The following is a 24,907-nucleotide window of genomic DNA, read 5'->3' on the forward strand; positions in this document are numbered from 1 at the left end:
CTCCCCGGAGCAGACGGTGTTCCCGGACATCCGGCTCGACGGTGACACCCTTGTCGGTGGGAACGCCTCATACACCGTGGGGAGAATGTCTACCCACTCGGAAGGACCCGGACTCCCGCAGCGCGGCCCGCCACCGCTTCATCTCCAGCCGGGGCCCGTTGTCACGGTCGCCCACGTAGATCCGGGGCAGGGTGAACAGCCCTCCCCGGTGTGGAGGGCGGACCGCGCAGGCGTAGGAGTAACCGGCGGCCCGCACCTCCTGCTCGGTCACCGTGTCGAGGTCACCGTAGGGGTAGCAGAAACCGCTCACTTCGTCCTGCACCAGTTCCTCGAGCTCGGCACGGCTGCGGTGGATCTCCTCGACCGCCTCGTGGTGGGGCAGGGTGGACAGCCGCCGGTGCAGCAACCCGTGCGAGCCCACCTCCATGCCCCGGGCCGCCACACACCGGACCTGCTCCGCCGTCATCAGCGGCTTGGTCGGCCCGTCCCCGTCCCACCCGTTGTACCCACCGAGCCGTCCGGGCAGTACGAACACGGTGGCGGTGAAACCGTGTCTGCGCAACAGCTCGACCACGGTGGTTTCGAAGTCGACGTAACCGTCGTCGAAGGTCAGACCGACCAGGCCGCGCGCGTCACCCGCGCGATGGGCCCGCAGCAGATGCCCGACTCCGACCCCGGTCCACCCCCGGAGCCGGAGCCAGCACAGCTGACGTGCGAAACGTGCGGGGCGCACGGTCACGTTGTAGGGATCGCTGTCGTACTCGGCCACCGAGTGGTACATCAGCACCGGAGGCAGGGACCGGCTGATGTGCTGTTCCTCGACGGTTTCCGGATCGGTCATGCTCACCCCCCGGGACGTCTGCCCGGGGAGCGTAGAGCGGACACGCTCGCGACGGATCCGACACCGTCGGTAGTTCCGCTACCTCAGATTGTCCAGGTGTTGTTGCCGGTGAGCAGTTTCTGCAGGTCGGCCGGTTTCTGCTCCGCCGCCTCGGTCAACTGGGCCCGTACCTGGTCGTCGTAGGTCGGCCGGGAGACGGCCCGGAATATTCCGGTGACCGTGGGGTCGAGGTGCTGCCCCCCGAGCCGGGAGAGCGCGAAGGCGTGACTGGTGTCCTCGCGGTGGGCGTCGTGGACCACGACCTCGCTCTCGTCGACCTCGGCCAGCTTCGCGACCCGGAGCTCACCGTTGTCGTCGCGGACGACACCGTAGCGCTCGTCCTCCGGGCCGAAGGTGACGGGCTGGCCGTGGTTCACCTGGATGAGCCTGCGTTGCTTCTCCTCCGCGTCCTTGAGGACGTCGAAGGCCCCGTCGTTGAAGATCGGGCAGTTTTGGTAGATCTCGACCAGCGAGGAACCCCGGTGCGCCGCGGCGGCCCGCAGGGTCTCGGTCAGGTGCGCACGGTCGGAGTCCAGGGTGCGGGCCACGAAACTGGCCTCGGCTCCGAGGGCGAGCGAGACCGGGTTGAACGGGGTGTCCAGCGAACCGACCGGGGTGGACTTGGTGACCATGCCCTGGTCGGAGGTCGGCGAGTACTGCCCCTTGGTCAACCCGTAGATGCGGTTGTTGAACAACAGCACGGTGATGTTGACGTTGCGGCGCAACGCGTGGATGAGGTGGTTACCGCCGATGGACAGCCCGTCGCCGTCCCCGGTGACCACCCACACGTTGAGGTCCGGACGCGTGGTGGCCAGCCCGGTGGCGATGGTGGGGGCGCGGCCGTGGATGGAGTGCATCCCGTAGGTGTTCATGTAGTAGGGGAACCTGGCCGAGCAACCGATTCCGGAGACGAACACCGTGTTCTCGCGGGGAATGCCCAGTTCGGGCAGGAAACCGCGCACCGCGGCCAACACCGCGTAGTCCCCGCAGCCGGGGCACCAGCGAACCTCCTGGTCGCTGGTGAAGTCCTTGGTCGACAGTTCCTGCCCGCCCGCCGGAACACCGGCCAGACCGTCCACCGCGGGAAACCCTAGATCCGTCGTCACAGCTCGCTCCCCTGCACCACGTCGGACAGCACCTTCTCCAACTCCTCGGCCTGGAACGGCAGCCCGGCCACCTTCGTGTAGGACCGGGCGTCCACCAGGTAACGCGACCGCAGCAGCATGGCCAGCTGTCCGGTGTTCATTTCCGGCACGATCACCCGGTCGTAACCGCGCAGTACCTCGCCCAGGTTGGACGGCATCGGGTTCAGATACCTCAGGTGTGCCTGGGCGATCTCCATGCCCCGCTGGCGCACCCTGCGACAGGCCGCACCGATGGGCCCGTACGAGGACCCCCAACCCAGCACCAGCACACGCGCCCGCCCGCTCGGGTCGTCCACCTCCACGTCGGGCACCTCGACGCCGTCGATCTTGCGCTGGCGCAGCCGCACCATGGCGTCGTGGTTGTCCGGGTCGTAGGAGATGCTGCCCTTGCCGTCGACCTTCTCCAGCCCGCCGACCCGGTGCTCCAGACCGGGAGTGCCGGGGATCGCCCACTGCCGGGCCAGTGTCTCCGGATCCCGCACGTATGGCCAGAACTCCCCCGAACCGTCGGAGGCGTTCGGCTCGGTGGCGAACGTGACCCGCAGGTCGGGAAGCTGCTCCACGTCCGGGATCAACCACGGTTCGGAGCCGTTGGCGGTCGCTCCGTCGGACAGCAGCAGCACCGGGGTGCGATAGGTCAGCGCGATCCGCGCCGCCTCCAACGCGATGTCGAAGCAGTCGGCCGGAGAACGTGGTGCCACCACCGCCACCGGGGACTCGCCGTTACGGCCGTACAGGGCCTGCAACAGGTCGGCCTGTTCGGTCTTGGTCGGAAGTCCGGTGGACGGGCCACCGCGTTGGATGTCGCACACCAGCAGCGGAAGCTCCAGCGCCACGGCCAGCCCGATCGTCTCCGACTTCAGCGCCAGCCCCGGGCCGGAGGTCGTGGTCACTCCCAGGGAACCACCGAAGGAGGCCCCCAGGGCCGCTCCCACTCCCGCGATCTCGTCCTCGGCCTGGAAGGTGGTCACCCCGAAGTTCTTGTGCCTGGCCATCTCGTGCAGCACGTCCGAGGCCGGGGTGATCGGGTAGCTGCCCAGGAACACCGGGAGTTCGCTGCGCCAACCCGCACTCACCAGGCCGTAGGCCAGCGCCTGGTTACCCGTGACCTGGCGGTAGGTCCCCCGGGGCAGACTGGCCGGGGCCACCTCGTAGGAGACCGCGAACGACTCGGTGGTCTCCCCGTAGTTCCACCCGGCCCGGAAGGCCAGCACGTTGGCCTCGGCCACCTGGGGCTTGCTCGCGAACTTCTCCCGCAGGAACCGCTCGGTGTCCTCGGTGGGTCGGGAGTACATCCACGACAGCAGCCCGAGCGCGAACATGTTCTTGCAGCGCTCGGCCTCCTTGCGGGTCAGCCCCGTCTCGGCCACCGCGCCCTTGGTCAGCTCACTCATCGCCACCGGGTGCACCGTGAAGCGCTCCAGCTCCCCGGATTCCAGTGGCGAGGTCTCGTAGCCCACCTTCTTCAGGTTGCGCTTGGTGAACTCGTCGGTGTTGACCACCACCGTGGCCCCGTCGGAGAGGTCGCCGAGGTTGGCCTTCAACGCCGCCGGGTTCATCGCCACCAGCACGTCGGGACGGTCGCCGGGAGTGAGGATGTCGTAGTCGGCGAAGTGCAGCTGGAAGCTGGACACGCCGGGCAACGTTCCCGCGGGGGCCCGGATCTCGGCGGGGTAGTTCGGCAGCGTCGCCAGGTCGTTGCCGAACGCCGCGGCCTCCGAGGTGAAACGGTCACCGGTCAACTGCATACCGTCACCGGAATCCCCGGCGAACCGGATCACGACGCGATTGGCCTTACGGCGCGTCTCCGTCCGTTCCTCGGGTCGATGTCCGTTCGTCGCCACCACTTGACCAGTTCCCCTTCACCGTGCGGGACGGCGCGCCCCTGACGTGGCCCGCTCGTCCGCTGCCGCTGTTCGTACCGTGGACCGCGTCCGGCGATCAAGCCGCAACCGCACGCGACATACTCACGGTACGCCGATTCGGGTGGTCGACGCATTCCTCCCCTCCGTCGTGATTCGGGGAAACCACACTTCCACTCTTCTCCCACGACGGAACACGGAAAGCGAAGAACAACACCACACCACGGCGACGACAGCATCGAGGAATCGACACGAAAAAAGGATTAGTCACAGGTTGCCCTTTTACGTGAACGGATTCCGCCCCACACGGTTCCGCACCGCCCGTGGCACGTTCCCCGGGAGGAACCGTCCGGCACGCCCCGGCGGCAGTCCTCGCCCGACAGGCGCCTGCGCCGGAGGATCTCCACCTCACCTCCCTCCCCCGGCGCCTCCGAAACGAACCCCCCGTGAGCAGAGACGCCCCCGCGGCCACACCCCTCCTTTGCCGGAAGAACCGACCGGACTCGTTCCTCCTGGTTTCCCCGAAAACACGAGGAACGACACGCGCCGCGGAGAATCCTCTCCCGAACGGTGGAAAGGAAATTCTCCCGTGTCGGAAAAACCCCGGATGTGACATCGGCCATATCTTCCTGGGTCCCTTCCCCACGCCCCCGGAGAGGCGGAATCACACCCGCAGGAACCCCGCGCTTCCCAGCATGCGGGAAAAACGGGGTGCTCTTCGGAGTCACTCCCGTTCGGAGAGCACCACTCCGTCGCAGAAGATCCGGGTGTAGTGCTCGGCGATGGCCCGCGCGCTCATCCGCCCGGTGGGGTTGTACCACCGCACGGCGGAGGAGACCGAGTCCCTGATGAGGCGATGCGCCAACCCGGGGTTGAGCTCCGGACGGAAGACCCCACGACGCTGGCCGTCACGCAGCACCCGCACCCAGATGCGCTCGAACTCCCTGTTGGCCCTGCCCAGGTACTCGAACGTGGCGAAGCCCGCCAGGTAGTCCCCCTCGTGATGCAGGATCGCCATGGCCCGGCGGTGCCTGGGCAACGCGGCGAAGGAGACCCGGATCAGTCCGGTCAGTTCCTGGCGCGGGTCACCCCCCTCCTCGGTCACCCGCCGGAACGCGGCCAACTGGGCACCGAGATAGGAACGCAGGATCTCGTCGACCATCTCCTCCTTGGAGGCGAAGTGATGGTAGAGGCTGCCGGAGAGGATGCCCGCCTGCTCGGCTATCTCCCGGACCGTCGTGGCCGTGAAACCCTGTTCGGCGAACAACCGGGCGGCGATGGACAGCAGCTGTGCTCTGCGCCCGGAACCGCTCCTCGGTTCCTCCGGAAGTGGTTCGACCCGTTCACGCCCGTTCATCCGTCCCATTGTCGGCCACCACACTCCTCCCGGCAGGCTTGCGAACACGAGCCGAGCCTCCGCACCGGGATCACCACGGGTCCTTTCCCCCACCCGGACTCTGGCACGATCAGATCCGCCACTCGACCGAGGGAGGAACCGTGTCCATGTCCGTGACGACCAGATCGGAGGAGTGGGCCTTCCCGCGGCGGCGCGGCCGGACGACCACGTTCGCCCGCGTCCCGGTGCTGGCTCTCGCAGGCGCCACGGGGACACTGTTGCTGCTGCTCAGCGGACGTTACGGCTATCTCTCCGACGAGCTGTACTTCCTCGCGGCGGGCAAGTACCACCTGGACTGGGGCTACATGGACCAGCAACCGCTGGTGCCGCTGTTGGCCCGCTGGTCCGACGAACTCCTCCCCGGCTCCCTGGTGGCGCTTCGCGTGCTGCCCGCGTTGGTCACGATGGCCGGGATCGTGGTCACCGCCCTGCTCACCCGGGAACTCGGGGGCGATCACCGCGCGCAGACCCTGGCCGCCGCAGCCTACGCGCTGTCCCCCTGGTTGCTGCTCAGCGGCCACTGGCTCGCCGCGGCCACCCTCGCACCGTTGGAATGGGGGGTGGTGCTGTGGCTGCTCACCCGCTGGATCCGGCTGTGTTCACTCGGATTTCACCGGGACCGGCTGCTGTGGGCGGCCGCGCTCGTGGTCGCCGTGGGTGTGCAGACGAAGTTCCAGGTGGTCGTACTCTGCGTGATGTTCCTGCTGGGAGTGGCCGTGGCGGGTCCCCGTCGGTTGCTGACCAGGCCCGCCCTGTGGTTCGGCGGGCTGGGGGTGCTGGTGACCGCGCTGCCGACGCTGGTGTGGCAGCACCGCAACGGATGGCCCGCCCTGGACATGGGCACCGTGGTGGCTTCCGAGACCGACAGGTGGCTGTTCCTGCCCAACGCGCTGTTGTTCTCCGGTGTGCTCGTCGGTGCGGTGCTGTGCTGCTACGGGCTCTGGACGCTGCTGCACCGCCCGGAGTTCACCGAGTACCGCTGCCTGGGATGGACCGTGGTGGGCACTGTCGGGTTCTTCCTGGTGGTCAGCGGCAGGCCGAACTACCCGGCCGGGCTGTTCGGGCTGTTGTTCGCCGCCGCTGCGGTCGGTCTGCAACAACGCGGCCGAACGCGGGGTACCGCCTTCGGCTGGCTCGCCGGAGTGGCCTATCCGGTTTCGGCGTTGCTTCCGCTGGCGATGTTGCCGATCTATCCCCTGTCCTTTCTGTCCGCGCATCCGGAGATCGTCAACTACAGCCGTATGTACGAAACCGGCTGGAACGAACTCGCCCACACCACCGCCGAGGCCTACGCCGAACTGCCCGAGCCGCTGCGCGAGGACACCGTGATCGTCGGTTCGACCTATCCGATAGCCGCGGCGCTGGACGTGCACGGACGGGAACTGGGGCTGCCCAGGGTCTACAGCCCGCACCGGGGGTACTGGTTCTTCGGCGAACCTCCGGACTCGGCGCGGGCCATGCTCTATGTGGGCGGGCGGGACGCGATCACCCACCACTTCGGACAGCGACGGCAGTTGGCCACCGTGCCCAGCAGACACGGTGTGGTCAACATCGCGCGCGGGGTGCCGGTGACGCTCTACACGCAGCCGAGGGCGAACTGGTCCGAGCTGTGGCCCCGGGTCAGAACCCTCTGAGAACACGACCTCGCGGAGCTCGTCCACCCACCACACACGGCGACGTTCCCGCTGGGCACCGCCGCTTCGGCTCCGCCGGCGCCGGGCTGGGCCCCTATCCCCGGAGGACGGGTCTGCGGCAGACGTAGACCCGGGCGGGAGGGACGTTGCGCCACACGGTGCGCGAGGTGATCACCTCGTCGAAGAGTTCCCCGAGACGATGACGGAACAGCCGGGCCCCACGCAGTCCGAGCGCATGGGCGTAGGCGATCGTGGTGAATCCTCCGCCGGGAGCCAGCACCCCGCCCACCTCACGCAACACACGTCGTTGGGACTCCGCGTCGAAAAGCGACCAGGGCAGGCCGCTGACCACGGCGTCGACCGAGTGGATCCCCACCCCGGCCAACAGCTCCCCCAGACGCTCGGCGTTCCCCTCCAGCACTTCCAGGCCGGGGTGGGTGGCACGCAGGTGCTCGCACATACCGGGGTCGATCTCGACGGCGACGTGTCTGCCCCCCTCGGGAACCCGTTGTGCGATCGCCCCGCTGAGCGCTCCGGTTCCCGGGCCGAGTTCGACGACGACCGGCCGCTCGGTGCTCGGCACCACCGCGGCCATCTCCCTGGCCAGTACCGGGGAGCTGGGCAACACCGCGCCGACGGTGGAGGGTTCCCGCACCGCTCTGGTCACGAAGGTGCGGTACTCGGTGAACAGGGAGTTCACCCGCGAAGCCGCGCCGTCGGAGCTGCCGGTTCGGGGGTGTCGCGGGGACTGTGATCGTGTCAACACTGGCCTTCCGGTCGGGTGCTGCCCGGGCACACGCCCGCTCCTCGTCCCCGGTCACGGGACTCGGGGCAGGCGGTCCCGGGCTCGGTCCGCTTCCGGGAACCGCGACGGGTTCCGTCACGGTCTTCCCGGTTTCAGCCTATCCGTGCCCGCTCCGGAGGCCACGGACACCCGGTGGGCGGGCTCACCCGTTCAGCAGGAGACACGCAGGGCTTCGAGCAGAACGCGCGCTCCCTGCCTGGCCTCCTGCTCGGTCAGGCTCAACGGCGGAGCGATCCGCAGCACGTTGCCCTCGAGTCCGCCCTTACCGATCAACAACCCACGGGCACGAGCCTGTTCGGTCGTCTCGGCGGCGAGTTCCGGAGCCGGGGAACCGTCGGAACGCAGCAGCTCCACACCGAGCATCAGGCCCCTTCCCCGTATCTCGCCCACGGCGGGAAGCGCCTCGGCCTCGGACAGCTCGGCGCGCAGCACCGCTCCCACCTCGCGGGCGTTGCCCCGCAGATCGTTGCGCAGGTGGTGTTCCAGATTGGCGAGGGCACCCGCGGCGGTCAGCGGGCTGCCGCCGAAGGTGGAGATCGAGTTTCCCTCCAGGGACTCCATCACCTCGGCCCGGGCGACCACCCCCGCTATGGGCAGCCCGTTGCCGATCCCCTTGGCGAAGGTGATCATGTCGGGAGGGCCGTTGTCGGCGTGGGCCTGCCATCCCCAGAAGTGCTCACCGGTACGTCCCCACCCGGTCTGCACCTCGTCGCTGATCCACAGGATGCCGTGCCGGTCGAGTACTTCCTTGAAACGGGCGAGCATCCCGTCCGGAGGGGCGGTGAAACCGCCGACTCCCTGGATCGGCTCGGCGATCAGGCAGGCGACGTTCCCGTGCAGCTGGGCCAGCACGTCCTCGAGGTCGTTCACACAGGCAGCGGTGAACTCCGCGTCGTCGAGCCCGGCGAAGGGGGTTCCCCTCCGACGGCTGCCGTGCACGTAACTCGTCTGCACCGGGGAGAGGCTGCTCGGCGACCAGGCACGGTTGCCCGTGACGGACAACGAGGAGAACGAGCGACCGTGGTAGCTGTTGCGCAGCGCCAGGATCTGGTTGGAGCAGCGGTGGGCGGTGGCCAGCAGCAGGGCGGTGTCGTTGGCCTCCGTGCCGCTGGTGGTGAAAAAGACCCGGGGATCCTCGATGCCGGAGAGTTCGGCGATCCGTTCGGCCAGTTCGACCATCGGCCGGTTCAGGTACAGCGTCGAGGAGTGCAGGATCCGACCCGCCTGGGCGGCCACCGCCTCGGTCACCTCGGGGACGGCGTGGCCGGTCATGGTGGTCAGGATCCCGCCGAAGAAGTCGAGATAGCTGTTGCCCTCGGCGTCCCGGACGTGTCTGCCGGAGCCGCTCTCGATGTCGATCGGTTCGGAGTACAGCGTGTCGAGCCAGGACGGCAGCACCGCCGCGCGCCGCCGCGCCAGACTCGCGTGCTCGCCCTTCCCGTGGTCGGAACCCTCGCTCATCGTCCGCCTTCCCGCCGTGTTCCCGTCCGCCGTCGTCGTGGCCGCCGCTCACGCGGATCCCGAACCTAGAAGGTGATCGCGACCGGTGCAATACGCCCTCCGGTACGGGCGAGCGGGCCACTCACGGAGAGCGGAGGCCGCGCCCCGCTCACGGACCCCACTCGCACCGGGCCGGCGGATCAGGGATTCACTCCCGCCCACGTCGTCTGCGCGCCTCGTCCCGGGCTGTTCTGCGCAGGTCCCGGTAGATGGCCCTGGTCTCCCTGCCGATGCCCGGCGGGTAGCCGTGTTTGATCAACCGGTGTTCGTTGGTTTCCACCATCGCGCTCGCCGAGTAGAACAAACCCACGAGCAGTCCCAGGACGACCGAGCTCAGCCGGATGTGGAGTGGGCCGGGCAACAGCAGCACCACGGCGCAGAACGGGGCGAGCTGGGTCAGGGCGCGCAGGAAGTGACGCAGCACCCAGGTCCGACAGGTGACGTCGTGCAGCACCCACTCGGACAGGTGCGCGGGTAGTCTGCCGCCGAACGTGTACCAGACCCACTGGAGAGCGTTGGGTCTGCGTGTGCCCATCACTGCGACCATAGCTCCCATCACGGCGCAGCGTAGTCCTCGTCGCGCCCCTCCGAGGGGTTGTACCCACCCCCACTGCGAGGGGCGCTCCGCCGTGGTGTAAGCTGATCACAGTTCACAAGGAAAGAGCGAGAACGGGACGTGGCGCAGCTTGGTAGCGCACCTGACTGGGGGTCAGGGGGTCGTGGGTTCGAATCCCGCCGTCCCGACCAGTGGCGGAGCCCGCCGTGCCGTGTGCGAAAGAGGACACGGTGCGGCGGGTTTTTCGTGTGTTCCCCATGAGGAACCGACCGGTTCACACTGCCGGCCACGGCCTTTCGCGGATGTCGAAAGGGCGTGCGCACGCCCTCCGGCCAGCCTCCGTACGGTCCCCTCGGTACCTTCCGGCGGGTGCGCACCGGATCAGCCGGGGGCCGAATCCGGGCGAATGCGCTCGCCGTTCCTTTTCGAACACCCCAACAAAACGAACTTTTTTCATATACACCGAACGGACAAAGTGCTCACCCAAACAGGTGATTAAGTTCGTGGCACACCCCCCACTAGAGTGATTACTCATCAGTAGCACGAAAGCGGTGCGGATCGGAAAGAGTTTTCGCGAGCCCCTTCCGAAAGGGAGTGTCATGACGAAGGCGATGAACAGCACCGAGAGCACACGGCTGTGGGCGGCGCTCCCCGACGACCTGGCACCACTGCTGCGCCCGGAGATTCCCAGTCTCGCCAACCAGATCCTGAGCGAGATCCAACGTCGCATTCCGGAATACGCCCGACCACTGGACCGACATTACGTCCACGCCATCAGGCGGGGAATCGAGGAGGCCCTCAGCCGGTTCGTCGAACGCATCGCGGACCCGAGCACACCGTTGAACCGCTGCGCCGACGTGCACCGCGCGCTCGGTAAGGCGGAGATGCGCGAAGGGCGCAGCCTGGACAGCCTCCAGGCCGCCTACCGACTCGGTGCCAGACTGGCCTGGCGCCGAGTCGCCCACCTGAGCGAGAGAGTCCGCATCCCACCCCGGACCACGCTGCTGCTGGGTGAAGCCATCTTCGCCCACATCGACGAGCTCACCGCCCTGTCCGTGGAAGGCTACGCCGCCGCCCAGGCCCGCGCGGCGGGCACGATGGCCCGCCGCCGCAGACGTCTGCTCGAACTGCTCGTGTCCGAACCACGTCCCCCGGCCGGAAGCATCCAGGAGGCGGCCACGAGCGCGCAGTGGAAACTTCCCGACAAGGTGACCGTGGCGGCACTGGAACAGTACGAACGAACCCAGCCGAGCACCAGTAATCCGCTGTCCGGCTGGAACGCGCTGGTGGACCTGGAATGCGGCGAGCCACATCTGCTCGTGCCCAGCGACCACGACGAACCGGAACGGATCGACTGGTCGAAGGAACTCGCCGGATGGCGGGTGGTGCTGGGCTCTCCCGTCCCCCTCGACCAGGCGAACAGGTCGCTGCGCTGGTGCCGCCGACTCATGGAACTGATCCGTTCGGGAATGTGGCCGGACAGACACGTCAACCGCTGCCACGACGACCTCTCCAGCATCCTGCTGTTGCAGGACGAACAGTTGATCAAGGAACTCGCCAGACGCAGGCTGGCTCCGCTGGCGACGCTGCGTCCCAAGCAACGTGCCCGCCTGGCCACCACGCTGTTGAGCTGGTTGCAGACCCGGGGCGGGGCTCCTGAGGTCGCCCAGCGGCTGCGGGTGCACCCTCAGACCGTCCGCTACCGGTTACGCCAGCTCGACGAACTGTTCGGCGCGGCGCTGCACGATCCCGAATCACGTTTCGACATGGAGATCGTGCTGCGCGCCTCCCACATGCTCACCGGCGACCACGACGAACCCCTGGAGTGGCTGGCCGAGTGATCCGCCCTCTCACCGGGCCGTGAAGGACACGGGCGGACACAGCCGGGGAGACACCACGGTCACAGCGGCATCGTACTGTGTTTCCTCGGCGGGCCCTCCTCACGTTTGGTCTCCAGCGTCTCCAGGGAGGTGGCCAGCCTCTGCCTGGTCCACGAGGGTCTGATCACCGCGTCCACGTACCCACGCCGCGCCGCCGCGTAGGGGTTGGCGAACTCCTCGCGGTACTCCGCCAGGAGCTTGGCCCGGACCTTGTCCACCGAACCGTTGGCCGCCGCCTCTGCCAGTTCCTCGCGGTAGAGCAGCTCGACCGCCCCCTCGGCCCCCATGACGGCGATCTCCGAGGTGGGCCAGGCGAGGTTCACGTCGGCCCCCAGGTGCTTGGAGCCCATCACCGCGTACCCACCTCCGTACGCCTTCCTGGTGACCACGGTCAGTTTGGGCACGGTGGCCTCCGAATAGGCGTAGATCAGTTTGGCCCCACGCCGGATCACGCCCCGACGTTCCTGGGAGCTTCCCGGCAGGTACCCGGGAACGTCCACGAAGGTCAGCACCGGGATGTTGAACGCGTCGCAGAAACGCACGAACCGGGCCGCCTTCTCGCTGGCGTCGATGTCCAGGATCCCGGACTGGTGCATCGGCTGGTTGGCCACCACCCCCACGCTGCGTCCCCGCAGACGTCCGAAACCGCACAGCACGTTCGGTGCCAGGGCGGACTGGACCTCCAACAGCTCGCCCTCGTCCAACACCGCCTCGAGCACCCGAAGCATGTCGTAGGAACGGTGTGCCGAGTCCGGAACGAGGGTGTCCAGTTCGCTCGCGGGTAACGCGGCCTCCGCCTCGGCGAACTCGGGGGGAGCCTGCAGGTTGTTGTCCGGCAGGAACGTCAACAACGTCCGCACCCAGTCGAGGGCGTCCTCCTCGTCCGCGGCGACGTAGTGCACGTTGCCCGCCGACGAGGCGTTGACGCCGGCGCCGCCGAGTTCCTCGGCGCTGATCTCCTCGCCGGTGACGGAGCGAACCACCTCGGGACCGGTGACGAACATGCGCGAGGTGCGATCCACCATGACGGTGAAGTCGGTCAACGCCGGAGTGTAGACCGCTCCCCCGGCACACGGGCCCATGACCACGGAGATCTGGGGGACCACTCCCGAGGCCCGGGAATTACGCCGTGCCACCTCGGCGTAGTAGGCCAGCGAGGTGACCCCCTCCTGGATCCGCGCCCCACCGGAGTCGTTGAGGCCGATCAACGGACAGCCGATCTTCAACGCCAGATCCATGATCTTGACCACCTTCTCGCCGAAGGCCTCGCCCATACTCCCACCGAACGTGCTGAAGTCGTGGGCGAACAGGCACACCTTCCGTCCGTCCACGGTGGCGTGACCGGTCACCACCCCGTCGCCGTAACGACGCTGCTCCTCGTCGAGACAGTCGCCGCCGTGCTGGACGAACTCACCCGTCTCCACGAAGGACCCCCTGTCGACGAGCAGCTCCACCCGTTCCCGAGCGGTGTGCTTGCCACGCGGGTGCTGCTTCTGCCTCGCCCGCCGCTCGGTCCCGACCACGGCGGCTCGGTACCGTTGCTCGAACTCCGCCATGCGTCCTGCCGTGGTGTCCCGGAACTCCTCACCCACCACGGATCACTCTCCTTCCGGACGGTCCCCGTCACGGAGCAGCCCACGCAGGTGCTCGGCGATGTGCTCCACATGCGGCGGATCGATCATCGAGAGGTGGTCGCCGGGAACCCGCACGACCTCCAGATCACCCGCGAACTCGTCCCACCCCAGCGTCGTGTCCGTACGCAGGTAGCGCGGATCCAGCTTGGTGGTGGTGTGCTCGGCCCGCTCCGCCCGGTAGAGCACCACCGGGCCGTCGTAACGCCCCGGGCGATAGCGTTCGGCGATGCGGGCGTCCACATAGGAGGTGTACTGGTGTCGCAGCACTCCCCGCCCGATCCCGGCCTCGGACTCCGCGAGCGCGTGCATCACACGTTCCAGCTGCTCAGTCTCGTCCAGCCCGGCCAGCTCCTCCCGCGACACCGGCAGTGACACTCCGTAGGTGTGTTCCACGTGGTCGACGAAGCGCTCGAAACGCCGGGTGACCAGCTCGTCCCGCGGCTGCTCGGAGTCCGACGGCAGGATCGTGTCCACGAGCACCACGAGTTCCACCCGGCCGCCGGCCGCCGTCAGCCTGCGCGCGGTCTCGAAGGCCAGACAGCCGCCGAAGGACCATCCACCCAGCCGATAGGGTCCCTGTGGTTGGATCTCTCGGATCAGGCCGACGTACTCCTCGGCCTTGTCCTCCACGGTGTCGAAACGATCCAGTCGTTCCAGGCCGTAGCAGGGCTGGTTCGACCCGAGCCGTTCCGTGAGCGGCAGGTAGACGCTGGTGGGACCACCCGCCGGGTGAAACAGGAACAACGGCGTGGCATCGCCCTCCGCGCGCAACCGCCGAACGGGCCCCCGGGCATCCTCGAAACGTTGTCGGACCAGGTCGGCCATTCGTTCCACGGTCGGATGTTCGAACAGCCCGGCGACCTCCTCGCCGAGCCGCTCGGCGACCGCGGCGGAGACCCTCTCCGCGGCGGAGGTGTCCCCGCCGGAGGCGAAGAAGTCCCGGTCCACGCCGATCTCGTCGATGTCGAGCGCCTCACGCCACAACCGAGCGATCCAGCGTTCCGTGGCGTCCCGGGGACCGATCACACGGGCCGCACCGTCGGTGTCCTCCTCCACGGTCCGCACACCGAGCCGTTCCGCGATGTGCCGGGCGAGATCGGCGGTACTTGCTCCCCGCAGCAGCAGGGTGGTGGGGACGGTGACCCCGAACTCGTTCTCGACGGCGTTGCGGGCCCGCATCGCCATCAACGAGTCGAAACCCAGTCCGGTCAGGGCAGTGTCGACGTCGAGACTTCCCGGTTCGGTACCGGAGACCCTCCCCAGCAGCTCGCCCAGGCGCGTGGTGATCCCACGCAGCGCCTGGTCGGGTTCCAGCCCACGCAGGCGGTCGAGGTCGATCCCCGTGTGCTCCTCCGCCGAGGTGCCGAGCACCTCGCGGAAGAAGGGACGTCGTGTCGCCTCGGGGAAACGCTCGGCCACCCGTGTCGCGTTCAGCCACGCCACACCGACCACCTCGTCCTCGGCGCCGAGCGCGGCCTCGAAGGCACGGACACCGGTCTCGGGGGACAGGGGTGGAAGCACGTCGGAGAACGTCGCGCTGGCCCCGCCGACCCGGCCCCACGGACCCCACTGCACGCTGACAGCGGGCAGTCCCTGGGCACGCCGCCACCGCACCAGATCGTCCAACGCCCCGTTGGCCGCCGCGTAGGCGGCCTGCCCCGGGGACCCCAGCAGGGCCGCCGCCGAGGAGAAAACCGCCCACCAGTCCGGCCGGAGTGTCCTCGTGGCCTCGTGCAGCCGCAGCGCACCGTCCACTTTGACGCGCCACACCCGCTCCAGGGTCCGCTCGTCCAGCTCGGTGTAGGCCACGTCCTCGACCACTCCTGCCGCGTGCAACACCCCGCACAGCTCCGTCCGTCCCTCCGTGGCGGCGGCGACCAGCCGCTCGGCCACCGCCGGAGCGGCTATGTCTCCGTTGACCACGACGACCTCGGCGCCACGTTCCCGCAGACGGTCCATGTCCTCCCGTAGCTCCGGTGTGGGAGCGCCACGTCCGTTGAGCACCACGCGCCGCGCCCCCCGACGGACCAGTTCGCGGGCGAAGGTGTAACCGAGTCCACCCAACCCCCCGGTGATCACGTACGCTCCGTCCCGCACCGGCAGCCCCTCCGGGGTGGGAGTGCGGGTCTCGCGACAGAGCCTGCCCACCCGACGCCGTTGTCCCTCCCAGCGGACGTCGTCCTCCGGAGTGTCCGCACACAGTTCCCGCGCCAGGGAAAGCGCCGGGGTCTCCCGCGCTTCGAGGAGCGAGACGTGTTCTCCCGGGTGTTCGAAGGCCAGCACACGCACCAACGAGCGCAGCGCCGAGTGGTACTCCCCCGAGCCGAGGATCCAGAGCCGGACAGTGACGCCGAAGCGTTCCCGCAGCGCGGCGACCACCCCCGCCAGGCGCGGCAACCACCGCCCGGACGCCCCTGTGGGGGAGTCCGGATCGTTGCCGTCCACGGCGACGAGGACCCCGCGCGGGGGATGCTCGGCCGTCGCGGCGAGTTCGTCCAGCGCCTCGGAGGGCACCTCCTCCCGGAGGGGGCCGCGCACCGAGACCCGTTGCCCGAGTTCACGCAGCCGTTCGGCCAGGTCGTCCGGTGCTCCGAACAGCAGCCAGCTTCCCGCACGCTCCCGCGGTTCCGGCTGTGGTTGCTCTCTCCAGTGGTGCAGCAGGAAGGCCTCGGAGCACTCGCGCGGCACCGGAGTCGCCGCCAACCCACGCGCCCGCACCTGTCCGATCTCGGCCACGGGGCGGTCCCGGTCGTCGGTCACCAGCAGTGAACCCCGCACCTCCCCGCTTCCGTCCGGTTCCTCCAGTCTGGAGTGGCACCTGACCCGACCCGGCAGGACACCGCGAACCCGGACCTCGGAGAAACGAACCGGAACGCACAGTTCCGTCTCCGCCAGCGGGCTCTCCGGCCCGAGACCAGCGGCCACCAGCGTCTGCAGACATCCGTCCAACAGCGCCGGATGTGCCCGGAATCCCGCCGCCGACCCCGCCTCCGAGGGCAACGCCAGTTCGGCCACGGCCCGTCCCCCACCGGCACGGACCGACTCCACCGTGCGGAAGGCCGGACCGTACTCCTGCCCCAGGGAACGCAGTCCGGAGTACAGCCGCACGGCCTGGTCCGGCGGTTTTTCACACGTCGTCAACCGGAGTCGTCCGTCCCCCGCGGAGACCCTGGCGGTGGCGTGGCGGATCCATCCCTCCTCGTGGGAACCGGAGTGGATCTCCACAGTCACCTCCCCCGCACCGGGGACGGCACGGGTGGTGACGGGAACCTCGGTGTCGAGCACGAGCAGCTCGTCCAGTTCCAGTTCCCGCAACGTCAGCTCCTCCGGAGCACGACGCGCGGCCGCGGCTGCCGCGACCAACACCATCTCCACGCAGGCTGTGCCGGGCAGCACTCCGGTGTCGTGCACACGGTGGTCCCCCAGCCACGGCAGGAACCGCGTTCCCACGTCACCGCGCCAGACGATCCCACCGTCCGGCAACTCGGCCCGCCGCCCGAGCAGGGGATGTTCCCCGGGCTCCCGCCGTGTTGCCCGCACCGGGAACCAGAAACTCTCGTGGTGCCATGCGGTGGGGGGAAGTGCCACGTCCCGGACACGTCGCCGTGTGGGACGCGTGTCGGCGTGGCCGCCGACCAGCAGCCGCGCGAGGTTCTCCCGGAAAGCCGCCACCTCGTCGTCGCGGTGGCAGCTGAAGGCGACCACGGGGGAGCTCACGCCCGCCTCGGTGAGCGTTTCCTCCACTCCGCCCGAGACGATCGGATGGGGAGCCACCTCCAGGAAGGTGTCGAAACCGTCGGCGGCCGCCGCCCGCACGGCACGGTCCAGCCGCACCGGGTTGCGCAGGTTGCGCGCCCAGTAGGAGGCGTCGAAGCAGACCGGCTGGCGGGGATCCTCGCTCGCCGTGCTGTACACGGGCACGCGGGCGGGAGCCGGGGCCAAATCTGCCAGCTCGGTGCGCAGCGGTTCCAGCAACGGATCGACCGCGCGGGTGTGCCCTGCCCCGGAGACGTCCAGTACCGTGGCCATCCGGTTCCGTCGCTGGAAGTGTTTCACGATCAGTTCGATCTCGTCCTCGGGTCCGGCGACGGTGCACCGGCGCGGGGAGGTGTGCACGGCCGCGGCCACCCCGGGAAACCATTCGGACAGACTCTCGACCTCGGAGGGGGAGGCCTCCAGCACCGCCATCGCCCCACCGCCGGCCGACTCCGTCTCCGCCAGCAGCCTGGTGCGGGTTTCCATGACCCGCAGTCCCGTCTGGTACCCCAACGCACCCGCCACCACCGCGGCGGAGACCTCGCCCATCGAGTGCCCGATGACGGCGGCCGGTTCCACACCACGCCGACGCCACAGTTCCGCCAGGGCGAGCTGGGTTCCGAACAGGGCCAACTGGACGTGGCGGAGCCCTTCCGGGACGTTTCCCTCGGAGAGCATCTCGTACAGCGAGAACCCCGCCGTTCTCCGGAAGTCCGCGTCGCGCTCGCCGAGGGAGTCGGCGAGCTCCGGTTCCCGCCGCAGCAGCTGTCGGCACATTCCCGGCCACTGCGAACCGTAACCGGAGAACACCCACACCGGCCCCCGCTCGGCGGCGTCGGCCCGTCCGCGGATCACGGTCGCCGTGTCACGCCCCTCGGCCAGCGAACGCAGTCGCCGGACCAGTTCCCGCCGGTCGGCGGTGACCACGGCGGCACGTTCCACGTGGTGCTGGCGGTCGTGCAGCAGGGCCCCGGCCAGTTCCCCCGAGGGTGTCGCCTCGCCCGGACCGTCGAGCCAGGTGGCCGTCCGTTCCGCCGTGGCCCGCAGTCTCCGCTCGTCGCTGCCGGAGAACACGAAAACGTGGGGGGAATCGTCCGAGTCCCCGCCCGTGGCGGGAAAAGGCCAGGACTCCAGTACCACGTGGGCGTTGGTGCCGCCGAAACCGAACCCGGAGACCCCGGCTCGTTTCGTCCCCGAGTAGTGCGGCCAGTCCCGGCTGTTCCGCACCACGTCGAGACGGTCCCGCTCGAACGGGATGTGCGGGTTGGGTTCCCGGTGGTTCGGTGTGGCGGGCAGCGTCCCGTGCCGCATGGCGAGCACCACTTTGAGGAGCCCGGCCACACCGGCCGCGGCCTCCAGATGACCGAGGTTGGCCTTGACGGATCCGAGCAGCACCGGACGTGCCTCCTCCCGCCCCCGTCCGAGCACCTCGCCCAGCGCCCGAGCCTCGATGGGGTCCCCCAGCAGTGTCCCCGTCCCGTGGGCCTCCACGTAGTCCACCACGGCGGGGTCGAGCTCGGCGGCCCTGTAAGCCCCGCGCAGCAGTTCGGCCTGCGCGGCCGGGTTGGGAGCCATCAGGCCGTTCGAACGTCCGTCCGAGTTCACGGCCGAGCCCCGGACGACCGCGTGGATCACGTCACCGTCCCTGCGGGCGCGGGAAAGCAGTTTGAGCACCAGCACACCGCAGCCCTCGCCGCGTACGATTCCGTCGGCGGCGGCGTCGAACGGTTTGCAACGCCCGTCCGGGGCCAACGCTTCGGCCCGGTGGAAACTGGCCGTCACCGAGGGGGAGAGCAGCAGATTCACCCCGCCGGCCAGTGCGGTGACGCTCTCGCCCGCGCGCAGGCTGGCACACGCCTGGTGCAGCGCCACCAACGAGGAGGAACAGGCGGTGTCCACGGTCATGCTCGGTCCCCGCAGGTCGAGCAGGTAGGACAGCCGGTTCGCGATCACGCTCATGGCCGCCCCGGTTCCGGTCCAGGCGTCGACGGCGTCGACGTCACCGGCGGTGAGCTGCGCGTACTCCGTGGCCGCCGCTCCGACGAACACCCCGGTGGCCGAGCCGCGCAGCCTCTCGGGGGCGCTGCCCGCGTGTTCGAGTGCCTCCCAGGCCACTTCCAGCAGCAGGCGCTGCTGCGGATCGGTCACCTCGGCCTCGCGCGGTGACACGCCGAAGAACCCAGCGTCGAAACCGGACACGTCCGCGAAGTAGCCACCCGCCCGGGGAAGTCCCTCCAGGGGCTCATCCCGTCCTGCGGTGAAGGACTCCCATCTCCCCTCGGGCACGGTGCCGATCGTGTCGGCACCTCGCGTGAGCAACCGCCAGAACTCCTCGGGGCCGTTCACCCCGGGAAAGCGACAGCCCATTCCGACCACCGCCACCGGCTCCCCCGGTTCCGGGGCGGCGGCCGTCCCGTCCGGTGCGGAGGCTCCGGCCAGGGCCTCGCTCAGCCGTTCCACCGTCGGGTGCTCCCAGAGCAGGGTGGACGGCAGCGCTCTGCCCACCAGGCTCTCCAGTTCCCCGGACAGAGCCACCACGTCCCGGGAGGAGAGCCCGAACTCGTCGAAGGGGCGTCGTGTGTCCACATCGGCGGGGCTTTGACCGGTGTGCTCGGCGATCCGGTGTGTCAGCCACTCCCGGATCTCGGAGTGATCAGCCATGTAGGTCCTCGGATCCCAACTCGTCGTCCAGGTAGCGCCTCTTGCACAGCTGCCGGGCGACCTTGCCGCTGGAGGTCCGCGGCACGGTGTCCGGTTCGAGCAGCAGCAACTCGTGCACCGAGATCCCGTGCTCGGCGGCCACCTCCTTGCGCACCGCCGCCGCGGTCTCCTCCGGATTCCGCAGGTGCGGCGGTGTGGAACGCGCGTACTCGGCGGCCACCACCAGCCGTTCGGTTCCGTCCACGGTCACCGGGAACGCCGCGGTGTGGTGTTTGCGCAGCTGCTCGTGCCGCTCGACGGTTTCCTCGACGTCCTGGGGGTAGTGGTTGCGACCGTCCAGCACGATCAGGTCCTTGATCCGCCCGGTCACGTAGAGTTCGCCCTCGTGGAGGACTCCGAGGTCACCGGTGCGCAGCCACCCGTCGCCCGGCAGCTCCCCCGGTTCGACCAGGTGGGCGTCGAACACGCTCGCGGACTCGGCCGGGTCGTGTTTCCAGTAGCCGCGGCCGGTGTTGGGGCCGTTGACCCAGATCTCTCCGACGGTCCCTTCCGGCAACGGACGATGCGTGTCCGGGTCGACGACGGCCACCCGTTGTCCGATGGGGCCGCCGCAGGAGACCAGTTCGCTGTACTCCGCTCCCGTCTCGGCCACCCGCGCGAGACCTTCCCCCAAGGCGACACGATCGAAACGAACGGTCCTCGGTTGTCGGTGCGCCCGGCTGGCCGAGACGAACACGGTCGCCTCGGCCAGACCGAAGGAACAGCGGTGGCTCTCGGGGGGCAGTCCGCAGGGGGCGAACACGCGGTTGAACCGTTCCATCGTGGCGGGTCGCACCGGTTCACTGCCGTTGATCACCGAACGGACCCCGTCCAGACTGAGCCACGCCCTGTCCTTCTCGGACACCTTCGCGGCGCAGTAGTCGAAAGCGAAGTTGGGGGCCGCGGTCACGGACGGGGAGTTCACCGAGAGGTGCCACAACCAACGCACCGGCCGCCGTAGGAAGGCGGCCGGATCCATCAACACCGTGTGGATACCCCCCACCAGTGGCGCGGCCACCGACAGCACCAACCCCATGTCGTGGTAGAGGGGCAACCAACTCACCGTGCTCGCGTCCGGGTCCTCGCCCACATAGGCCTCCAGGGCCTGCGCGGCGTTGGAGAGTACGTTGGCGTGGGTAATCTCCACCCCCGTGGGGGTTCGTGTCGATCCGGAGGTGTACTGCAGATAGGCCACCTCACCGGGATCGGTCTCCGGACGCCGGTACTGGTCGCCCGCCCGCTCGGCGAGCACGTCGACGGCCACGCGTTCGAGGTCGGGGAAGCCACACTCCCGCAGCGTCCGGGCGAGTCGCTCGTCTTCCTCCTCCACCGTGAGCACGCAGGAGGGTTCGCAGTCCGCGAGCACGGAGGCGATCCTGCCGGGCCCTCCCTCCGGGCCCGGCGGAAACAGGGGGACGGCTATCAGGCCCGCGTGGATCGCCCCCAGGAAGCCGACCACGTACTCGACCCCCTGGGGGGCCATGACCGCCGCTCGCTGTCCTCGACGGAAATCACGCCGGAGTCGTGCGGCCACGGCGCACACCCGGTCGTGCAGTTCCGAGTACGTCAACGAGCGCGTGATCCCGTCGGGACTCGTCGCGTAGTCCACGAACGTGATCGCGGTGGCGTTTCCGCGTGTCGTCGCGAAACGGGTCAGACAGTCAGTCAGGGCGACCTCGTTTCGCCGATACACGGGGACCGCGACAGTTGATTCCATACAACCTTCCCGCCTCAGCGGCAAAAACACCAGTCCGAAAGGGAAAAAATTGTCGGACAAGTCCGTCCGAACAGCGGGACGAAGATTTCACGGTGTCCGAAACCCTGTCAACACCGACCGATTCGAAAAAAACGAGGAAAGCACCACGAACGCATTGTGGTGCGCCACGGAAAAACAATTCTTGTCACCACGATGACAATCACCTCCCACGGGGAGGTCGTCGTGTCCGCCCCGCCTCCGGGAGCGAACCGGACGCTGCGCGACTCCGGAGCCACCACGCGGGGATCCCGACGGAGCCCGGAACACCCGGCCCGGAGCTCTCCCCTCGGGTACCGTGTGCGACATGGCGCCCCTGTCGCTGCGTACCGAACGGCTGCTGATACGCGACTGGACCGCCGAGGACGCCGAGGCGGCCTTCCGGATCTACGGGAACCCCGAGGTCGCCGTGTGGCTCGCACCGGTCATGCAGCGGGTCGGCGACCCGAAGGCGATGCGTTCCGTGCTGGACGCCTGGATCGAGGCCGCCCCCAACCTCGCCCCTCCCACAGGGAGGTGGGCGATGGTCCGTCGCGCGGACGACGAACTCGTCGGTGGCCTGGGACTGCGACTGCTGCCTCCCTACGAGGAGGACATAGAGATCAGGTGGCAGGTGCGCCAGGACCAGTGGGGCAAGGGCTACGCCACCGAGGGGGCCCGCGCCCTGATCGGTTGGGCCTTCTCCCAGGACGTCGACGAGATCTTCGCCGTGGCCCGCTCCTCGAACTCCCGGGCCGTGGCCACCGCCCGCAGGCTCGGCATGGAGTGGGTGGGCGAGACCACCAAGTACTACGGCCTGCTGTTGCAGGTCTTCCGCCTCCGCAGGGCCGACTTCGACGGCCCCGTCCCGCCCCCTTCGTGACCCGACCGGCGAGCACACCGTCGCCTCCGTGCCCGGATCGACTAGGATCCCCGCTGTCGCCGTCTCCCACGAAAGGATCCGGGTGAACCGAGTCTCCCCGTCCCCCGAAACGACCCCCACCGGCGAACGGGTCCCTCCGGAACTGCTCGCGGTGGCCCGTTCCGCCACCGGCTTCATGCCCGAGGAGGAGGGCGAGGCCCTGTTCGAGGCGGCCGTGCGCCACCTCGGCGACGGCGTGGCCGTGGAGATCGGCACCTACTGCGGCAAGTCCACCGTCTACCTCGGCGCGGCCGCCCGCGTCACCGGGGGGCTGGTGGTCACCGTGGACCATCACCGTGGTTCCGAGGAACACCAGCGGGGCTGGGAGTACCACGACCCCGAGCTGGTGGATCCGCACAGCGGACGCCTGGACACCCTGGGGCGCTTCCGGCGCACCCTCACCGAGGCCGGCCTGGAGGACCGTGTGATGGCCGTGGTGGGGGACTCGGTCACGGCCGCCTCGATCTGGAACACCCCGATCTCGGTGTTGTTCGTCGACGGCGGGCACACCGAGACCGCGGCGCAGAACGACTACACGAACTGGGCTCCCTGGATACGACCGGGGGGAGCTCTCGTGATCCACGACGTCTTTCCCGACCCCGCCGACGGGGGACGCCCGCCGTTCCACGTGTACCGCAGAGCACTCGACAGCGGACGGTTCGAGGAGATCTCGGTGACCGGTTCGTTGCGGGTGCTACGACGCGTCGGCGGCCAGGTCGGCTCCCTGTAGACATCCGCACGGCCCGTCCCGCCACGACGGTGCCCCCGGAAGCCTCTCGGCACGGAAGATTCCGTTCGCCGGGGTGGTCCCGGACAGGGCGTCCGCGGCCAGCACCATCGCCGCCGAGGTCCAGGTTGTGTGCTCCACCGGCCAGTTCCTCCCGTCGGTGTAGACGAGACCCGTCCAGTAGGAACCGTCGTCCTCCCGCAGGTGCTGGACGGCGGCGAACAACTCCAGCGCCGCGCTCCGCCATCCCACGGCGTCCAGACTCAGCACCAACTCGCAGGTTTCCGCTCCCGTCACCCACGGGTGGTCCGTGACACACCGGACGCCCAGGCCGTCGACCACGAACTCCTCCCAGCGTTGTCGCAGCCGCTCCCAGGCGGGTCCGCCGCGCAACGCCCCGCCGAGAACCGGGTAGTACCAGTCCATGGAGTAGCGTTCCTTGGCCGCGAACGCCTCGGGGTGTTCACGGAGCGCGTGCCCCAGTCGTCCCAGTGCCGTCTCCCAGTCGGGACGGGACGCGCCCACCCACTCGGCCAGGGCCAGAGCGCAACGCAGGCTGTGGTGGATGCTGGAGCAGCCGGTCAGCAACGCTTCCGGCAGACACCGACCCCGGGTGTCGAGCGCCCAGGGAATCTCCCCTCGGGGATGCTGGGCGGCCAGGACGAAGTCGATCCCGTCCCGCACGGTCGGCCACATCCGTTCCGCGAACACACGGTTCCCCGTGATCGACAGATGGTGCCACACCCCCACGGCGAGATAGGCACAGAAGTTGGTGTCCGATCCGGGGTCCTCGACAGCTCCCCTCCGGATCCGGAGCGGCCACGACCCGTCGGAGCGCTGGGTGCGCGCCGACCACTCGTAGGCGTGCTCCGCCTCGGCGTAGCGTCCGCCCACGGACAGGGCCATGGCCGACTCCACGTGGTCCCAGGGATCCACGTGTCCGCCGGGGTACCAGGGAATGGCTCCGGAACTCTCCTGTGCGGCCGCGATGGAGTCGACGGTGGCCGCCGCGGCGCTCGCCGACAACACCCCGTCGACGGCCGGCAGCTCAGGCAACCGCCACCCCCGCGGGCTTGTACAGGTACGTGACCAGGCTCTTGCCCAGCACGGGGTTCAGCGCACGTTCCAGGGAACGGGTCACCCACGGTGCGCGCAGCATGTCCCACACCAGCATCCGGTGGTAGAGCCCGGTCAGCGGATGCTCCGTGCGGTTCACCCCGACCGCGCACTTCAGCCACCAGTACGGGGAGTGCAGGGCATGCGCGTGGTGGTGGTGCACCGGACGCAGCCCCGCCGCCCGCAGCCTGTCGAGCAGTTCCCCCCTGCGGTAGATCCGCACGTGTCCGCCCTCGACGTTGTGATAGGCCTCCGACAGCGCCCAGCACACCCGTTCGGGAAAGTAGCTGGGCACGGTTACCGAGACCCGGCCGCCGGGTTTGAGCACCCGCACCAGCTCACGCATGGCCCGGTCGTCGGCGGGGATGTGCTCGAGTATCTCCGAAGCGATCACGTGGTCGAAGGACTCCGCGGGGAAGGGCAGTTCGAGCGCGTCACCGCGGACGGTGGTGGCCTCGGCTCCGGCGGGAACCTCCCCCTGCTGTTCCATGGCGGCGAACATCGCGGCCACGTCGTCCAGCTCAGCCTCGTCATGGTCGAAGGCCACCACACGCAGCCCCCTGCGGTAGAGCTCGAAGGCGTGGCGGCCCGCGCCGCACCCCAGGTCCAGCACCCGCTGGCCCGGCAGCACCCCGAGCTTGTCGAAATCCACCGTCAGCAAC

At 69.1% G+C, this 24,907-nt stretch carries 16 protein-coding genes and 1 tRNA gene; 5 read left to right on the forward strand and 12 right to left on the reverse strand.

Features of this window, described 5'->3' with window-relative positions:
• Positions 1–67 precede the first annotated feature (67 nt).
• The 4 genes from ACTMO_RS0109810 to ACTMO_RS0109825 all read right to left on the reverse strand — a co-directional run bounded on the left by ACTMO_RS0109810 (position 68) and on the right by ACTMO_RS0109825 (position 5,244).
• The gene (locus ACTMO_RS0109810; RefSeq protein ID WP_019854516.1) at positions 68–841 is read right to left on the reverse strand and encodes a polysaccharide deacetylase family protein; all 774 of its coding nucleotides are present in this window, start codon (positions 839–841) and stop codon (positions 68–70) included.
• A gap of 83 nt (positions 842–924) precedes the next feature.
• Positions 925–1,986: a 2-oxoacid:ferredoxin oxidoreductase subunit beta gene (locus ACTMO_RS0109815; RefSeq protein WP_019854517.1), complete on the reverse strand. Its 1,062-nt coding sequence runs from the start codon at positions 1,984–1,986 to the stop codon at positions 925–927.
• Positions 1,983–3,872, reverse strand: a complete 1,890-nt coding sequence (locus tag ACTMO_RS0109820) for a 2-oxoacid:acceptor oxidoreductase subunit alpha (RefSeq protein WP_019854518.1) — start codon at positions 3,870–3,872, stop codon at positions 1,983–1,985. The genes ACTMO_RS0109815 and ACTMO_RS0109820 overlap by 4 nt, the downstream gene beginning before the upstream one ends.
• Positions 3,873–4,611: 739 nt before the next feature.
• Positions 4,612–5,244 (reverse strand): TetR/AcrR family transcriptional regulator, encoded by a 633-nt coding sequence (locus tag ACTMO_RS0109825; RefSeq protein ID WP_051099253.1) that lies wholly within the window; start codon positions 5,242–5,244, stop codon positions 4,612–4,614.
• Between the two features lie 146 nt (positions 5,245–5,390).
• On the opposite strand from ACTMO_RS0109825, the gene ACTMO_RS0109830 reads away from it, so the two are divergent.
• Positions 5,391–6,917 (forward strand): glycosyltransferase family 39 protein, encoded by a 1,527-nt coding sequence (locus tag ACTMO_RS0109830; RefSeq protein WP_019854520.1) that lies wholly within the window; start codon positions 5,391–5,393, stop codon positions 6,915–6,917.
• A gap of 94 nt (positions 6,918–7,011) precedes the next feature.
• Here the strand turns inward: ACTMO_RS0109830 and ACTMO_RS0109835 are convergent, their stop codons facing one another.
• The 3 genes from ACTMO_RS0109835 to ACTMO_RS0109845 all read right to left on the reverse strand — a co-directional run bounded on the left by ACTMO_RS0109835 (position 7,012) and on the right by ACTMO_RS0109845 (position 9,757).
• Positions 7,012–7,617 carry a class I SAM-dependent methyltransferase gene (locus tag ACTMO_RS0109835; RefSeq protein ID WP_019854521.1) on the reverse strand — a complete coding sequence of 202 codons (606 nt, stop codon included), beginning with the start codon at positions 7,615–7,617 and terminating at the stop codon, positions 7,012–7,014.
• A gap of 255 nt (positions 7,618–7,872) precedes the next feature.
• On the reverse strand, positions 7,873–9,183 hold the full coding sequence (locus tag ACTMO_RS0109840) for an aspartate aminotransferase family protein (RefSeq protein WP_019854522.1): 1,311 nt from the start codon (positions 9,181–9,183) through the stop codon (positions 7,873–7,875).
• A gap of 187 nt (positions 9,184–9,370) precedes the next feature.
• A complete protein-coding gene (locus ACTMO_RS0109845) occupies positions 9,371–9,757 on the reverse strand; it encodes a DUF5313 family protein (RefSeq protein WP_033401858.1) in 387 nt (128 codons plus the stop codon).
• Positions 9,758–9,892: 135 nt separating this feature from the next.
• Between ACTMO_RS0109845 and ACTMO_RS0109850 the strand changes: the two genes are divergently transcribed.
• Both ACTMO_RS0109850 and ACTMO_RS20870 read left to right on the forward strand, forming a co-directional pair.
• Positions 9,893–9,969, forward strand: a tRNA-Pro gene (locus ACTMO_RS0109850).
• Between the two features lie 408 nt (positions 9,970–10,377).
• Positions 10,378–11,619, forward strand: coding sequence for a PucR-like N-terminal domain-containing protein (locus ACTMO_RS20870; RefSeq protein WP_019854524.1), 1,242 nt, complete (start codon positions 10,378–10,380; stop codon positions 11,617–11,619).
• 59 nt (positions 11,620–11,678) lie between these two features.
• Here ACTMO_RS20870 and ACTMO_RS0109860 read toward each other — a convergent pair whose 3' ends face one another.
• Genes ACTMO_RS0109860 through ACTMO_RS0109870 form a run of 3 tightly spaced genes read right to left on the reverse strand, consistent with a single transcriptional unit; the run spans position 11,679 to position 21,465 of the window.
• Positions 11,679–13,214 (reverse strand): carboxyl transferase domain-containing protein, encoded by a 1,536-nt coding sequence (locus ACTMO_RS0109860; protein ID WP_033401860.1) that lies wholly within the window; start codon positions 13,212–13,214, stop codon positions 11,679–11,681.
• 42 nt (positions 13,215–13,256) lie between these two features.
• Complete coding sequence (locus ACTMO_RS0109865; protein WP_019854526.1) at positions 13,257–19,709, reverse strand: type I polyketide synthase; 6,453 nt, start codon at positions 19,707–19,709, stop codon at positions 13,257–13,259.
• A complete protein-coding gene (locus tag ACTMO_RS0109870; RefSeq protein WP_026449055.1) occupies positions 19,702–21,465 on the reverse strand; it encodes a fatty acyl-AMP ligase in 1,764 nt (587 codons plus the stop codon). The genes ACTMO_RS0109865 and ACTMO_RS0109870 overlap by 8 nt, the downstream gene beginning before the upstream one ends.
• 343 nt (positions 21,466–21,808) lie before the next feature.
• Here ACTMO_RS0109870 and ACTMO_RS0109875 point away from each other — a divergent pair, with 343 nt between their 5' ends.
• Complete coding sequence (locus tag ACTMO_RS0109875; RefSeq protein ID WP_019854528.1) at positions 21,809–22,363, forward strand: GNAT family N-acetyltransferase; 555 nt, start codon at positions 21,809–21,811, stop codon at positions 22,361–22,363.
• 82 nt (positions 22,364–22,445) lie between these two features.
• A complete protein-coding gene (locus tag ACTMO_RS0109880; protein ID WP_019854529.1) occupies positions 22,446–23,132 on the forward strand; it encodes a class I SAM-dependent methyltransferase in 687 nt (228 codons plus the stop codon).
• On the opposite strand, the gene ACTMO_RS0109885 is transcribed toward ACTMO_RS0109880, so the two are convergent.
• On the reverse strand, positions 23,097–24,185 hold the full coding sequence (locus tag ACTMO_RS0109885) for a hypothetical protein (RefSeq protein WP_019854530.1): 1,089 nt from the start codon (positions 24,183–24,185) through the stop codon (positions 23,097–23,099). The two genes, ACTMO_RS0109880 and ACTMO_RS0109885, sit on opposite strands and share 36 nt — an antisense overlap.
• A complete protein-coding gene (locus ACTMO_RS0109890; protein ID WP_019854531.1) occupies positions 24,178–24,906 on the reverse strand; it encodes a methyltransferase domain-containing protein in 729 nt (242 codons plus the stop codon). Before ACTMO_RS0109890 ends, ACTMO_RS0109885 begins: the two co-directional genes overlap by 8 nt.
• Between the last annotated feature and the right edge of the window lies 1 nt (position 24,907).

It is taken from the genome of Actinopolyspora mortivallis DSM 44261 (assembly GCF_000384035.1).
GTDB lineage: Bacteria > Actinomycetota > Actinomycetes > Mycobacteriales > Pseudonocardiaceae > Actinopolyspora > Actinopolyspora mortivallis.